Annotated in this window: 13 protein-coding genes; 5 read left to right on the forward strand and 8 right to left on the reverse strand. The window is 66.1% G+C overall.

What is annotated here, in order from left to right; all coding sequences use genetic code 11:
* Positions 1-11 precede the first annotated feature (11 nt).
* The 3 genes from HNP02_RS09045 to xylA form a co-directional block, all read right to left on the reverse strand.
* Positions 12-806, reverse strand: a complete 795-nt coding sequence (locus HNP02_RS09045) for an ATP-binding cassette domain-containing protein (RefSeq protein WP_184437285.1) — start codon at positions 804-806, stop codon at positions 12-14.
* 7 nt (positions 807-813) lie between these two features.
* Entirely contained in the window at positions 814-1,890 is a 1,077-nt protein-coding gene (locus tag HNP02_RS09050; RefSeq protein ID WP_184437287.1) for a sugar ABC transporter substrate-binding protein, read from the reverse strand.
* Positions 1,891-1,977: 87 nt separating this feature from the next.
* Positions 1,978-3,201: a xylose isomerase gene (xylA, locus tag HNP02_RS09055; RefSeq protein ID WP_184437289.1), complete on the reverse strand. Its 1,224-nt coding sequence runs from the start codon at positions 3,199-3,201 to the stop codon at positions 1,978-1,980.
* Positions 3,202-3,288: 87 nt separating this feature from the next.
* On the opposite strand from xylA, the gene HNP02_RS09060 reads away from it, so the two are divergent.
* The gene (locus tag HNP02_RS09060) at positions 3,289-4,443 is read left to right on the forward strand and encodes an ROK family transcriptional regulator (protein ID WP_309241481.1); all 1,155 of its coding nucleotides are present in this window, start codon (positions 3,289-3,291) and stop codon (positions 4,441-4,443) included.
* Here HNP02_RS09060 and HNP02_RS09065 read toward each other — a convergent pair.
* A complete protein-coding gene (locus HNP02_RS09065) occupies positions 4,381-6,546 on the reverse strand; it encodes an acetate--CoA ligase family protein (RefSeq protein ID WP_309241482.1) in 2,166 nt (721 codons plus the stop codon). The two genes, HNP02_RS09060 and HNP02_RS09065, sit on opposite strands and share 63 nt — an antisense overlap.
* Entirely contained in the window at positions 6,453-8,096 is a 1,644-nt protein-coding gene (locus tag HNP02_RS09070) for an NAD(P)/FAD-dependent oxidoreductase (RefSeq protein ID WP_184437291.1), read from the reverse strand. The genes HNP02_RS09065 and HNP02_RS09070 overlap by 94 nt, the downstream gene beginning before the upstream one ends.
* 116 nt (positions 8,097-8,212) lie before the next feature.
* Between HNP02_RS09070 and HNP02_RS09075 the strand changes: the two genes are divergently transcribed.
* Positions 8,213-8,872, forward strand: a complete 660-nt coding sequence (locus tag HNP02_RS09075) for a TetR/AcrR family transcriptional regulator (protein ID WP_184437293.1) — start codon at positions 8,213-8,215, stop codon at positions 8,870-8,872.
* On the opposite strand, the gene HNP02_RS09080 is transcribed toward HNP02_RS09075, so the two are convergent.
* Positions 8,817-9,974, reverse strand: coding sequence for an ABC transporter ATP-binding protein (locus tag HNP02_RS09080; protein ID WP_184437295.1), 1,158 nt, complete (start codon positions 9,972-9,974; stop codon positions 8,817-8,819). The two genes, HNP02_RS09075 and HNP02_RS09080, sit on opposite strands and share 56 nt — an antisense overlap.
* A 10-nt stretch (positions 9,975-9,984) precedes the next feature.
* Positions 9,985-11,373, reverse strand: coding sequence for an aspartate aminotransferase family protein (locus HNP02_RS09085; protein WP_184437297.1), 1,389 nt, complete (start codon positions 11,371-11,373; stop codon positions 9,985-9,987).
* A 92-nt stretch (positions 11,374-11,465) separates the two neighbouring features.
* Here HNP02_RS09085 and HNP02_RS09090 point away from each other — a divergent pair, with 92 nt between their 5' ends.
* The 3 genes from HNP02_RS09090 to HNP02_RS09100 are packed head-to-tail and all read left to right on the forward strand — an operon-like array spanning position 11,466 to position 14,573.
* On the forward strand, positions 11,466-12,710 hold the full coding sequence (locus tag HNP02_RS09090; protein ID WP_184437299.1) for a spermidine/putrescine ABC transporter substrate-binding protein: 1,245 nt from the start codon (positions 11,466-11,468) through the stop codon (positions 12,708-12,710).
* A 52-nt stretch (positions 12,711-12,762) separates the two neighbouring features.
* On the forward strand, positions 12,763-13,671 hold the full coding sequence (locus HNP02_RS09095) for an ABC transporter permease (RefSeq protein WP_309241483.1): 909 nt from the start codon (positions 12,763-12,765) through the stop codon (positions 13,669-13,671).
* Complete coding sequence (locus HNP02_RS09100) at positions 13,668-14,573, forward strand: ABC transporter permease (RefSeq protein WP_184437302.1); 906 nt, start codon at positions 13,668-13,670, stop codon at positions 14,571-14,573. The genes HNP02_RS09095 and HNP02_RS09100 overlap by 4 nt, the downstream gene beginning before the upstream one ends.
* Before the next feature lie 4 nt (positions 14,574-14,577).
* Here the strand turns inward: HNP02_RS09100 and HNP02_RS09105 are convergent, their stop codons facing one another.
* The gene (locus tag HNP02_RS09105; RefSeq protein ID WP_184437303.1) at positions 14,578-14,802 is read right to left on the reverse strand and encodes a hypothetical protein; all 225 of its coding nucleotides are present in this window, start codon (positions 14,800-14,802) and stop codon (positions 14,578-14,580) included.
* Between the last annotated feature and the right edge of the window lie 134 nt (positions 14,803-14,936).

A 14,936-nucleotide genomic window follows, 5' to 3' on the forward strand; every position in this document is an offset into this window, starting at 1 on the left:
TTCGCGATCCTTCACATCGACTGCGCAGCTTCGGCAGGCGCGAGGCCGAGATTGCCGGAGCGACCGGCGGTGATCAGCTCCACCACCTGACCGTGGGTGACCTCGGACGCCTTGACCTCGGCCGCCACCCGGCCCAGGTACAGCGCACAGATCCGGTCGGCCACCTCGAATACGTCGACCATGTTGTGCGAGATGAGCACCACGCCAAGACCCTGATCGGCCAGTCGGCGCACCAGGTCGATGACCTGCCGGGTCTGCGCAACTCCCAGTGCCGCCGTTGGTTCGTCGAGCAGCACCACCCTGGAGTTCCACAACACGCACTTGGCGATGGCGACGGTTTGGCGCTGGCCGCCGGACAGGCTGGAGACGGCCTGGCGCACGGACTTCACCGTGCGTACCGACAAGGACGCAAGGGCCTCCCTTGCCAACGTCTCCATCCTGGCTTCGTCGAGCACACCTCGGTGCTTGAGCTCTCGGCCCAGGAACATGTTGGAGACGATGTCGAGGTTGTCGCACAGGGCGAGGTCCTGGTAGACCACCTCGACACCAAGGGCCGCAACGTCGTTGGGCCCATGCACCGTGACCGGCTTGCCCTCGAAGAGATAGATCCCGCTGTCGATCGGGTGGATCCCGGCGATCGCCTTTACCAGCGTCGACTTACCGGCGCCGTTGTCGCCCACCAACGCGGTCACCTCGCCGGGATACACCTTGAAGTCGACGTCGTGCAGGACGTGCACGACACCGAAACTCTTGTTGACTCCCTGGAGCTCGAGGATGGGTGCCGTCGGGGTCACCTCTTCGGGCATCGGTCGGTCAGAGCCCCGCTGCGGTGCAGATCGCCGCGAACTGGCCGGTGCACACCTCGTCCTTGGACTGACCGCCGTCCTTGAAGACGACGTCGACGTTGTCCTTCGTGATCGCCTTAGGGATCAGGAGAACCGAGGGCACGTCCCGGTTGCCCTTGTCGTCGCGCGAGGTGGCGTCGGTGCTGACGGTCTCGCCCTTGACGAGTGCGATCGCGGCCTTGGCCAGTGCGTCGGCTTCCTCCTTCGCGGACTTGTAGACGGTCACACACTGCGTTCCGGCAAGGACGTTCTGCAGACCCTCGACGGTCGCGTCCTGACCCGTGACCGGCACCTGCCCGGCGCGCTTGTTCTTCTCCAGGATCGAGATGACCGATCCGGCAAGCCCGTCGTTGGCGGCGTAGACGCCGTCGATCTTCCCGTCAGCTGCGGTGTACATCTGCTCGAAGATGGTGACGGCCTTGTCGTTGTCCCAGTCCGGCACCGCCTGCTCACCGACGACTTTGATACTCGGCGTCTTGTCGACCGCCGAGTGCGCACCGGACGTGAACAGGGTGGCGTTGTTGTCGGTGGGAGAACCGTTGAGGAACACCACGTTCGCCGGCTTCCCGCCAAGGCAGTCGACCAGGCCCTGGCCCTGGAGTTGACCGACTTTGGTGTTGTCGAACGAGATGTAGACATCGGCCCCACCACCGAGCGTCAGCCGGTCGTAGTCGATGGTCTTGACGCCCTGGCTTGCCGCCTTCTGCTGAATGGCGGCGCCGCTGTCGGAGTCGAGGTTCACGATCGCCAGCACGGTCACGCCGTCGGCGATCATTCCGTCGGCGATGGTGGCCATGGTATCGGCCGAACCCTCGGCGTTCTGGATCGTGTACGGGACGCCGGCCGCCTTGAAGGCCGCCTCGAGCGCGGGTCGGTCCTTGGACTCCCATCGGACCGACGATTTGGTGTCGGGCAGGATCACCCCGATCTTGCCCTTGGCCTGGCCTCCCCCATCGCCACCGCCGCTGTCGCTGCTGCTACACCCGGTCAGGGTCAGCCCCGCTCCGACGAGCACGGCGAACACCAGAGATCCCATTCGCTTCATGGAGATGCTCCCAACCTTCCGATTTGTTGTTTGGGACAACTTATAGCGTGACGCACATCACGTCCAGGAAATGCCCGAGTACGGCCGTCAGCGGGCACCCATGAGATGCTCGAGCGCCAACTGGTTGAGCCGCACGAATCCGAATCCCCGTGAACCAAAATATGATTCGGCATCGAAGTCTTCGTACGCGGACCGGTCGGCCAATAGGTCGCGGTAGGTTTCGCCTGGGTTGAGGGTCGGCCGCCGCAGCTCGTCGACGCGTGCGGCCGCCATGGCCTCGGCAACCTCGGGGTCGGCGCGGAACGCCGCGGCACGCTGCTTGAGCAGGAGGTACATCCGCATGTTCGTCGCGGCCGAGACCCACATCCCCGCGACGTCCTCGGTGCGACTCGGCTTGTAGTCGAAGTGGCGGGGGCCGGAGTAGCTGGGTCCGCCGTCGGCACCGCCGTGCTCCAGCAGGTCGACGAGTGCGAACGCGTTGGCGAGGTCACCGTGACCGAACACCAGGTCCTGGTCGAACTTGATGCCACGCTGACCGTTGAGGTCGATGTGGAACAACTTGCCGCTGTACAGCGCCTGGCTGATGCCGTGCACGAAGTTCAGCCCTGCCATCTGTTCGTGTCCGGTCTCCGGGTTGACGCCGACCAACTCGGGGTGGGCGAGCGTCTCGATGAACGCCAGCGCATGGCCGACGGTTGGCAGCAGGATGTCGCCGCGCGGCTCGTTGGGCTTCGGCTCGATCGCGAAACGCATGGGATAGCCGTTGTCGGTGACGTACTCGCACAACAGATCGAGGGCCTCGCGGTAGCGCGCGAAGGCGGCCTGGACGTCCTTGGCGCTGTCGTACTCGCTGCCCTCCCGCCCACCCCAGAGGACGAAGGTCTGCGCGCCGAGTTCGGCGGCGAGATCGATGTTGCGCAGCACCTTGCGCAGCGCGAAGCGGCGCACTGCGCGGTCGTTGCTGGTGAATCCGCCGTCCTTGAAGACGGGCTGGGTGAACAGGTTCGTCGTCACCATCGGCACGGTGATCCCGGTGGATTGCAGTGCCGCCGACAGCCGACCAATTGCACGCCGCCGATCGCCGTCCGAACAACCGAAGGGGAACAGGTCGTCGTCGTGGAAGGTCAGGCCGTGTGCGCCCAATTCGGCCAGCCGTTCGACGGCCTCGACCACGTCGACCGCAGGACGGGTCGCCACGCCGAACGGATCGGCGCCGGTCCACCCCACGGTCCACAGGCCGAAGGAGAACTTGTCCGACGCTTGCGGGACCAGGTCGTTGGCGGCCGGAATGCGAGACTCGAGAACGGACATCTCCGCCTCCTCAAGGCTAGATTTGTTCAGACGCCGAACATATGATGTGGTCCAGGCCACTGTCAATGGGTAGCGGGGAGGAGTGCCGTGGACCGCACCGCGCGGATCGGAACCAGCACCGACGACGTCCGTCGGCGCAACCTCTCCGGCGTGCTCGTGTTGGTCCATCGTCACCGCGGAATGAGCCGCGCGGAGTTGACCCGTCGAACCGGGCTGTCGCGATCGACGGTCAAGGATCTCGTCGAGGAGTTGGTCGAACATGGCCTGGTCGAGGAGGCTCAACCCGCGGCATCCACCCAGGTCGGCCGCCCCAGCCCGGTAGTGCGGCCACAGAACCGCAGGCTGGCGATAGCGGTGAACCCCGAAATCGATTCCGTCACCATCGGTTTGGTTGGCCTCGGCGGATCTGTTCTCGAGATGACGAGACGTACCACCACCGGCATCCCAACTCCCGAGCAGACGGTGGCTCTTGCCGCCGAGACGATTCAGGCAATGCGGCGGCAACTGGGGACCGACCGTGGCGTCACCGCGATCGGCGTCGCCGCTCCCGGTCTGGTGCACGCGGCCGGTTCCATGGTCCGGCTGGCACCCAATTTGGGTTGGGAAGACGCGCCGATCGGTCAAATGCTCAGCGCAGCAACTGGACTACCGGTGTTCGCGGCCAACGACGCCAACCTCGGCGCGGTCGCCGAGCACATCTTCGGGCGGCACCTGAACGCCGAGCACATGATCTATGTCAACGGCGGTGCAGGCGGCATCGGTGCCGGCGTGGTGGTTGCCGGTGAACTCCTCGACGGGGTGGCCGGCTACGCCGGCGAACTCGGCCATACCTACGTGGGCGGCTTGGGGGTGTGTCACTGCGGCAGGGTCGGCTGCCTCGAAACGGAGGTCAGCCAATCCCAGACCTACGCCACCGATTCCACAGCGGTCGCGAAAACCGTTGAACGCCAGGCCCAGTACCTCGGCATTGCACTCGGCAATGCGGTCAACATGCTGAACCCCGGGCTGATCGTGCTCGGGGGGTTCCTCCAGGCCTTTCCCTCGCTCGCAGCCGACGTGCTCAACGACGCGGTCGCGCGGCACAGCCTGCGTGAACCCCACGATCTGGTCCGGATCGTGCCGGCCAGCCTGGGATCGCAGACACTGATGATCGGCGCAGCCGAGCTGGCGTTCGCGCCCTTACTCGCCGATCCCGCCGCGCACTATCAGCAGGGCATCGACCGCGACGGCACCATCGGCTGACGCGATCACCGGGTTCGCCTCGACGGCGTCGATGGCGTCCCCGAGTTCGGTTGCCAGGGTAGAGAATGCGACGACGACGTCGGCCAGCGCCGTCAGGTCAGCAGGTCCGCTACCACGCCATCCCGCCAGCAGAGCCCGGATGCGCGTCCCGTCGAGCAGTCGCATCGCACCGGCCCGCGACAGTGGCGGAAGTGCGACCGCCCGATCGTCCAGCAGTTCGACCAACGTGCCGCCCGCAGCGACTACCAGCAGCGGACCGAAGGCCGGGTCGCGCACTACGCCCACGGAGATCTCCACCCCTTCGGTGATCATCGGTTGCACGGTGACGGCGGGTCCCAGCCGATGCGCCATCGCCGTGTACTCCGCACGCAGCGTCTCCTCATCGCCGATCCCGAGCACGACGCCACCGATGTCGCTCTTGTGCTCGGCGCCCAGCGTCTTCAGCGCGACGGGATAGCCGATCTCGCGGCCGGCCGCCAGCGTCGCCTCCACCGATTCCGCGACACCCGACCGCGCCACCGGGATGCCGTAATCGGCCAGCAACTCGAAGGCCGCGCCGGGACTCCAATCGGCCAACCGGTGCAGCCAGCGGTCACGTCGGGCCTGATCGACACCGGAGTCGGAATGGTCGATCGGCAGCGGCCATGCGGCCAGGTGCCCGAGCGCGGCCAGCCCACTGGTCGTGCCTTCGAGCACCGCGATGCCGTTGCTGCGCAGCCGTTCCGCAACTGCCCGGTCGATGGCCGACGGTATCGAAGTCAGCACGGCGAGCGGGGCGTCCGTCTCAGCCGCGACGTCCACTGCAGCGTCTGCGTAGGCAGTGTCACCATCGAACTCGGTGACCAGATCGACCGCGAGCGCGGTGACGGCCACCGCGGGATCGTCGGCGATTAGGCGCAAGCTGGCCCGAAACAGCTCGTGGGTGTCGGCGCCGGTGCCCCAGAGGTCGAGCGGGTTGGTCGCGGTCAGTCCTTCGTCGAGCAGTTCTTCGATGGCCAGCACCGTGGGCTCCGACAGTGTCGCGAAGTCGACGCCAAGTGCATGGGCCAGATCGGCGGTGAGCGCACGCTCGGCGCCCGAGTCGTGCACCGTCGCGATGCCCCCGTGGTGGGTTCTAGCCGTGCGGTTGCGTCGCGTGCCCATCGAGAACAGCTCGATCGTGTCGGCGAACTCGGCGAGGTCGCGCACCCGGACCGCACCGACGGCGTCGCAGAACGCATGCCATCCGGCGTCCCCACCGGCCAGCGCACCGGAGTGCGCCGCGACCATGGCACTACCTGTCGGCGAGCCGCCGACAGGTACGATCACCACCGGCACATCGCGTTCGGCGGCTCGCAGCAGTGCTCGGCGCAGCCGGGGCGCGGCCCGTGGTGTCTCCATCAGCAGGGCGAGCAGCGTCGTGCCCGGGTCGTCGAGTGCGTAGTCGACGTAGTCGGCGGTGTCGGTGACGAGTTCCTGGCCCGACGACACTGCGAGCCGATACCCGAACCCGCGCCGGGAGCGCAGTAGCGCCGAGAACGCCGATCCGGAGTGAGTGATCAGGCTGACCCCGCCGGACGGCAACGGGTCGGGCTCCAGATAGCCCAGTGCGCGAACGCCGCTCACGTTGTTGACGAAGCCCATGCAGCCTGCGCCGCACACCGCCATGCCCGCCGCCGATGCGACGGCGGCGACCTTGTCGCGAAGTCCGTGTGCTGAACCGAAGAGCACGGCGGACGGCACCCCGGCGTCGGCGGCCGCCTCCAACTGGCCGATCAGCGCGCCGTCGGGCACCCCCAGCAGCACCAGGTCGACGGCCTCGCCCAGATCGGCAAGGGACGGCGCACAGGGCAGGTCGCCGATCCGGTCGTAGCGCGGATTCACCAAATGCATGCGCGCCGAACTTCGTTGCGCCTCGATGACCATCCGCGCACCGAAGCTGTCCGGCTTGGCGCTGGCGCCGACCACCGCCACCGAACGGGCGCCGAGCATCGTCGCGACTGCCACTCGGCGTGCGTCCTCCATCGCGGCTACCGGCGCCCCAGTGCCGAGCGCAGCCTGCTGCTGCCCTTCTTCTTGTCGGCCAGCGCCGCCCTGGCGGCCTGCCAGCCAGGGATGCCGCACACGCCGCCACCTGCATGGGTGGCCGAGCTGCCGTTGTACAGGCCTGCGATCGGGGTGCGGTAGTCGGCAAACCCGGGCGCGGGCCGCATGTGGAACAGCTGCTCCAGCGAGAGTTCGCCGTGGAAGATGTTGCCGCCGATCAGCCCGTACTCGACCTCCATCTCGTGCGGTCCGACGACGTCGCGGTGCGTGATCGACGCCTTGAACCCCGGCGCGACCTGGTCGTAGGTGTCGATCACACGGTCCGCATAGGCGTCGAGCTCCTCGGTATGCGGTGCGTTCGCCCACTCCGCGGGGCACCACTGGGTGAACAGCGACATGATGTGCGTGCCATCGGGATTGAGCGTCTTGTCCAACGTCGTCGGGATGACGCCGTCGCTGAACGGCAGCGTTGCGGCCTTGCCGACGCGGGCTTCCTGGAAGGCGGTCTCGAGGTACTCGATCGACGGCGCCATCTCGATCGATCCGGTGAGGTGTTCGGCCTCACCGGAACTCGGGTTCGCGGTGAAGCTGGGCAGCTCGGACAGTGCGACGTTGATCTTCACCACGCCGCTGCGCGTCTTCCAGTGTTCGATGTCGCCGACGAAATCGTCTGGCAGTTCAGTGCGCGAAAGGTGGTCGAGGAAGGCGATCTTCGGGTGCAACGTGGTGACCACCATGGGGGCCGTCAGCTCTTCGCCGTTCTCGAGGACGACCCCGCGCACCTGACCACCACGGGTCAGTACGCGGGAACCCCTTGCGTTGGTGCGGATCTCGGCGCCGAAGCTACGGGCCGATTTGGCGATCGCCGCGGACACTCCGCCCATGCCACCCTCGGGATATCCCCAACTGCCGAGTTGACCGTCGCCGACGTCGCCGATCGAGTGGTGGGCCATCACGTAGGCGGTTCCCGGTTCGCAGGGGCCTGCCCAGGTTCCGATGATGCCGTTGACGGCCATCAGACCTTTGACTTGCGGTGATTCGAACCAATCGTCGAGCAGGTCGGCGATGCTCATGGTCAGCAGCCGGGTGATGTCCGCGGTGAGGCGTGGAGTGATCTTGCTACGCAGCGGCCAGGCCAGCTTGGCCAGGTCGAGCAGATCCGACGGACGCTTCGAGCCGACGTTCGGCGGTACTTGCGTCAGCAGCGGACCCATCACCTCGGCGATGCCGCCGATCCAGTCGTAGTACTCGGGCAACGCGTCCGCGTCCTTCTTGGAGAACTTGGACAGCTGTTCGTGGGTGCGCTTCGGGTCGTCCTCGTAGATGATCAGCGAGCCGCCCTCGGGAAAGGCCTGGTAGGACGGGCCCATCGGGTGCACCTTGTAGCCGTGCCGCTCGAGGTTCAGCTCGCGAACGATGGTAGGTGGCATCAGGCTCATCACGTACGACAGGCGCGTCACCCGAAGGTGCGGTGCGTCCTCCCACGGCGCCTCGGTGGTTGCCGCTCCGCCGAGGCTGGCGCGCGATTCCAGCACCAGCGTCTTGGCGCCCGAGCGGGCCAGATACGCCGCCGAGACCAACCCGTTGTGGCCACCGCCGATCACGATCGCGTCATACGAGTTCGACATGAGGACCTCTTCCCGGCGGGGGAATCCCACCTTCCTGACTGACTGTTCAATCTAATCAAGTGTTAGGCTGCAGACAAGTAGCAGCGCCGCTAGTTCACGAGGGGGAACGCAACGACATGGCCGATCCTGCGCCCGCGACCGAGAACAACGAAGCCCGTCGCATCGAGATGCTCCGTGCCGCAGCCGAGCTGATCTGCGAGCGCGGCTTCGGCGAGACCCGCATCGCCGACGTGGCGAAGCGCGCAGGGGTGAGCTCGGCTCTGGTCATCTATTACTTCGGCACCAGGGACCGGCTGCTCGTCGACGCGCTGCGCCACTCGGAGGAGTCGTTCTACGAGGCCGCCGAGAAGATGCTCGCCGAGGTGCCCTCGCTGCGCGAGCGACTCTCGCTGCTGATCGAGTGGACCTGCGTTCCTCAGGTGGACAACGAGATTCCCGGCGCGTGGGGTCTGTGGTTCGACCTGTGGGCTCAAGCGTTCCGCCATGACGAGGTCAAGGCGGGCAGGGTCGAACTCGATGCCCGTTGGCGCCGGATGATCGTGGACGCCATCAAGTCGGCGGAGGCGTCCGATGAACTCGACGTCGAGGTCGACGCCCGGTTGTTCGCCCTTGAGTTCAGTGCGCTACTCGACGGCCTGTCGATCCAGGTGGCGTTGGAGGATCCCGAGGTCGACTCGGAGGTGGCCCACCAGATCGCGATGCGGTTCGTCGAACGCGAACTCAACCTGCCGCCGGTGAAGAAACCGCAAGCGCGCTCTCGGCGACGGGGTCGGTGATCGGCTGCGCGGCGCTGCGATGCAGCACGCGTACCGCGTCGTGTGTGCAGACACAGGTAACGGCCGCACCTGGCTGATGGGTCACCGATCCCGGTCCTGAGGTATTGGGTACCTCCACGATCAACGCGGACGGGGCACCGACGTCGACGTGAACCTGCGTGGACGAGCCGAGGTAGACCACTTGGGAAACCGTGCCGCTGATCGCGTTGTGTCCGTTGCTCACTGGCGTACCCGCATCCTGCAACGCGATCCGCTCGGGCCTGATCACGATGGCCGCCGGGCCGGTGCGCGCGGACGTGTCCACGGCCGCGCCGAGCCGGGTGTCCATGGCCGAGCAGACCGCCGACGATCCGGACAGTTCGAGCACGTCGGCGTCGAAGATGTTGGCCGCACCAAGGAAACTGGCCACGAACGTGGTGGCGGGTGCCGAGTAGATCTCTTGCGGGGGCCCGATCTGTTCGACGCGTCCCTCGGCGAGCACCGCGATCTGGTCGCTCATGGTGAGCGCTTCTTCCTGATCGTGGGTCACGTAGACGAACGTGATGCCCACCTCGCGCTGGACGGCGCGCAATTCGAGCTGTAACTGCTTGCGCAGCTTGGCATCCAATGCGCCAAGTGGCTCGTCGAGCAGCAGCACGCGCGGCCGCAGCACCAGGGCCCTTGCCAGCGCGACGCGTTGCTGCTGGCCGCCTGACAGCTGCGAGGGGCGGCGTTTGGCGAACTTGCCCATCTGGACCAGGTCGAGTGCCTCGCCAACGCGCCGCTTGGTCTCGTCCTTCGGGGCCTTCTGATATCTCAGCCCGAAGGCCACGTTGTCCCAGACCGTCATGAACGGGAATAGCGCGTAGGTCTGGAAGACGGTGTTCACCGGGCGTCGGTTCGGTGGATCGCCCGCGACGTCACGGCCGTCGAGTTCGATGCGCCCGGAGTCCGGTTTCTCGAACCCGGCGATCATGCGCAACGTGGTCGTCTTGCCGCATCCGGAGGCGCCGAGCAGTGAGTAGAACTGCCCCGCCGGAATGTCGAGGTCGATGCCCGTCACCGCAGGCACCCCGTCGAAGGACTTGACCAGCTCGACCAGTCGGATCTCGCCGCCGGTCACGCGAACCCGATCAGTTCGACACCGCTTCGGCGAACCGGGCGAAGTTGGTCGCGAACCTGTCGACGTCGTCGCGGTCGTGCTGTACGGACAACAGCCATTGCTCCACCTTCCCCCATGGCGGGAGGAATACCCCACCATTGTGCTGCACGAGCCAGTGCAAGTGACCCAGTCTGGCGTCGATCCCGAGGAAGTCGCGGAACTCGCGCACCCTGTCGCGACGGAACGTCACGCAACCCTTGGCGCCCACCGAGACGACGTGCCAGTCGTATCCGTGTTCGGCGATCACGCCTTCCAGCGCGGAACGAAGGCGGGTGGCGTTAGCGTCGAGTCGGCGGTAGTTCTCGGGGGTCAGCACCTCGGAGAGGGTGGCGCGGGTGGCCGCCATCGCCAACGGGTTGCCGTTGAAGGTACCGACCTGCTCGTAGCGGCCGTCGGCGATCGCCGACATCACCTCCCTCGTGCCGCCGATCGCGGCCACCGCAATGCCGCCTCCCAAAGCCTTTGCCAGACACACGATATCGGGCGCGACGCCCGATAGCGCGGTCACCCCACCAGGGCCTGTGGTGAAGCCCGTCTTCACCTCGTCGAAGATCAGCAGCGCGCCGGCCTGATGGACCAGGTCGCGGATGGCAGCCAGATAGCCGTCGTCGGGCGGGATGATGCCCGCGTTCATCATCACGGGTTCCAGGATCATCGCGGCCACCTGACCGCGGTGTTCGGCGAGCGCGCGGGCGACGGCCTCGGCATCGTTGAACGGCACCACGACCACCAGGTCGCGGATCGCCGCGGGGATGCCACTGTTTCCCGGCACCGGAGTGGGATGGCTGCGCGGGCCGACCTCGTCGGCCTCCGGGAGCACCGACACCTGCACCGAGTCGTGGTGTCCGTGATAGCCGCCCTCGACCTTGATGATGAGGTCACGCCCTGTGAGCGCGCGGGCCAGATGAACGGCGTCCATGGTGGCCTCGGTGCCGGAGTTGGCGAACCGCCACAGCGGCAGGTCGAACCGGCGGGCCAACTCGCCGGCGATCCAGATCGCGTCCTCGGTCGGCTGGGCGAAGTGGGTACCGCGCCGGACCCGGTCGCTGACGGCGGCCACGATCGCCGGATGGGCATGTCCCGCAATGGAAGCGCCGTAGCCGCCGTGCATGTCGACGTACTCCGTGCCGTCGACGTCGTACACCTTGGAGCCCTTGCCGTGGCTCATCCAGACGGCCTGCGGTTCGGCGATCTGCCAGTTCGAGGTCGCACCTCCTGCGAGGTGCTCGCGGGCCAGCGCGATCAGTTCGGTGCTGCGCGGCTGGCGCCGAAGGAACACCTGCTCCTCATCGACGATCAACTGCCCGACTCGATCGTCTTGGATGTCGGACTCGGGACTTTCGATCACCGTCGAAGACACGGTGAAACCTCCACTCTCCAGCGGTTGACTGAGCATTCAGTCTATGTGATAGTCCTAACACCGACAAGACGCGAACCACCGGGGAGGCCCAGATGCCCGTGCCCATTGGATCCGGTCCGAATCGTCGACAATTCCTGCAACGCGCTGCGATTCTCGCGGCCGCGGCTCCCACTCTCGGCGCCTTCCTTGCCGCGTGTTCGAAGCCCGCTGGAACACAGGGGTCGGCGCCGAGCCTGACGATCGCGAAGCCTGACAGTCCGGTCAAGTGGCCGATCGCCGATGACAACAAGGCCATCGGTGACAACCTCCCGCCCGAGAAGGGCGCGACGCTCAAGATCTACAACTACGCCGACTACCTCAGCCCTCAAGCCATCAAGGGTTTCGAGGATCAGTACGGGGTCAAGGTCGAGGTGTCGACGTTCAATGACGGCGACGAGGCGATCACCAAGCTGCGCAGCGGGGTCGACTTCGACATCTACAACGCCAACTACACCGAGATCAGCCGCCTGGTGACTGGCAACCTGGTTCGCCCCCTCAACCACAGCTACATCCCCAACATCACCAACGTCTGGCCGACCTTCACCAACCCCTGGTACGACCAGGGCTGGCAGTACACCGTGCCGTACACCATCTACACCACGGGAATGGGCTGGCGCACCGATCAGGTGCCCGCCGACATCGGCAAGCTGAGCAATCCCTATGCCGCATTGTGGGATCCGGCCTACAAGGACAAGACTGCGATCATCGACGACTTCCACACCGCGATGGCGATGGTCCTACTGAAGCAGGGCATCACCGATGTCAACACGTCATCGGAGGCCGACCTGAAGATGGTGGGCGAGCAGCTCTCCGCACTGGTCAAGGCGACGTCGCCCAAGGTCACCATCACGATGTACAGCGACATGCCCGCCGGGCAGATCGGGCTGTCCCAGATGTGGTCGGGCGACGTCATCAACGCGGTGAACTACCTTCCCGAGGGTGTCGGGCCCGAGATTCTGCGGTACTGGTTCCCCGAGGACGGCAAGGGCTTGGTGGACAACGACATGTTGGTCACGCTCAAGGGCGGGAAGAACCCCGTGCTCGCCCACCTGTTCCTCAACCACATGCTCGACCCCGCGGTCGCCAAGGAGAACTTCTCGGCGATCGGCTACCAGCCGCCGCAGAACTCCCTGACCGCCGACTCACTCGTCGCCGAGGCGTTCATTCCGGAGAACCTGAAGAACGTGATCGTCAAGCCGGAGTACTTCGACACCGGTTACCGGACGCTGGAACTCGACGCGGACAACGACACCGCCTGGCACAACGTCTGGAACGCGTTCAACGCCGGCGGATCCTGACGCCGCCGCGGACGCGAGGAGCAATCAGGCATAGGACGCGAGGAGCAATCAGGTGCCCGTGGCGCGCTCGCGCGAACGCCCCAACCGACTGTGGCCCGTACTGGCCGCACCCGGTGTCGGCTGGCTGTTGCTGTTCTTCCTCGCGCCCCTCTACGTGGTGCTCGCGATCGTGTTCGGTCAGCGGGATCCGGTGTTCCGCACCGCGGTTCCGGTGTGGAATCCGTTGCAGTGGGACCCCACCCAGTTCACCTACGTCCTGACCCGTATCGGCCCCGACGGCGTCTACTTCCCCGCGCTGGTGCGCACCGTGGGCTACGTCGCGGCGGCCAGCATTCTGTGCCTGTGCATTGCGTTCCCGGTGGCCTACTACGTGTCTCGGCTGGCCGCTAGACACAAGGGCCTGCTCATCGCGTTACTGATCGCGCCGTTCTGGATCAGCTACATGATGCGAATGCTGGCCTGGGTCAACCTTCTTCAGAACGACGGACTCTTCAACCGGATGCTGAGCTTCGGCGGCCTGTTCGACCCCAACGTGGACTGGCTGACCGGTCAGCCCGTGGTGGTGGTCCTCGGTCTGGTGTACGGCTACGTGCCCTACATGATTCTGCCGCTCTACGCGGGGCTGGACCGGCTGTCCCAGTCGATGCTGGAGGCATCCAGAGACCTTGGCGCCAACCGGGTGTCGTCATTCGTTCGCGTGACGCTACCGATGTGCAGGCCGACGATCATGGCCGCGGTCCTGCTCACCTGCCTGCCGATGCTCGGCGACTACTTCACCAACGACCTGCTATCCGCCTCCCCCAAGACGGCGATGGTCGGAAACCTGATCAACGACAGCGTGCAGGCGCCGGGCCAGACCGGACAGGCCGGCGCGTTCGTCATGCTGGTATTGATCGCCACGGTGGTGCCGATGATCTACTACGTCCGGGTGACGCTGCGGGGCGACGAGGTGCGAACGTGAGCGTCACGACGCCGGAGAAGACCCTCCGAGGCCCCGTTGGCTGGTGGCGTGATCCATGGCGGCGACCCCGGATTCTGGCCGGCATCACCATCGCCTACCTGGTGTGGTCGCTGCTGCCGGTGCTCATCGCCGTGATGTTCTCGTTCAACGACGGGCGATCCCGAACCAATTGGCAGGGCTTCTCGTTTCGCTGGTACTGGGGCGATCAGACGCGGTCGGTCTGGCACGACGCCTCCCTGCACACGGCTCTGTTGCAGACACTGAAGCTCGGACTGCTCTCCACCCTGGTCGCCGTTCCACTCGGTGTGCTGTTCGCGATCGGCATCGACCGGTGGCGGGGCCGGCTACCGTCAGGCGCCAACGTGCTGATGTTGATCTCGTTCGTGATCCCCGAGGTACTGCTGGCCGTCGCACTGCTGTTCATGGTGACCTCGCTGTCGCTGCCGTTCGGCCTGGGCACCTCCGCACAGGTGATCGGGCTGGTGACTTATCAGGTGGCCTACCCCGCGGTGCTGGTGCGCGCGCGGCTCGCCACCATCGGGCCGCAATACGAGGAAGCCGCAATGGATCTCGGCGCCTCGCAGGTGGAGGCGCTGCGCCGGGTCACGCTCCCGATGTTGATCCCCGCGATCTTCGCCAGCACGGTCCTAGTCTTCGCCGACGTGATCGACGACTTCGTGTTGGTGCGGTATCTGTCCAACGGCTCGGCGACCGAACCGGTGTCGGTGAAGATCTACAACACGGCGCGCGCCGCACCCACCCCGGCACTCAACGCACTGGCCACCCTGCTGCTGCTTGCCGCGTTCGCCGCAGTGGTGATCGGTTATCTGGTGTTCCGCCGGATGACCCGCAACGACGACACGACCGGCCGCGGCATCGCCGCCTTCGCCGGGGAGACCTAACAACTCAGCGCCGACTGTGTGGGTTCTGTGCGAAGTTTCGCCGATTTCTCGACCGCAACTCCCACAGTCGACGAGGACCAGCCAGCCCGACGCGCGTGGGTGGGTTGCCACCGTCGGCGAAGAACGGACCGCGCAGCACTTCGAGCCGCAGATCCGGGAAGGCATACCACATGCCGTCGAACACGCCGCGGAACTCGTCGACACCGCGGAAGACCGTGCCCGGCATCATGTCGTCATCGAACCACCTCAGCGGAGACGACCTCGGCGATGCCATCTCGATCGTGGCTGTTCAATACCGTGTAGTACCGGTCGAGAACGTGCTGGATTGCTTGCTTGTCCATGAACGTTCCTCCGCCCGCAAGT

The organism is Mycobacterium sp. AZCC_0083, assembly GCF_014202335.1.
Lineage (GTDB): Bacteria > Actinomycetota > Actinomycetes > Mycobacteriales > Mycobacteriaceae > Mycobacterium.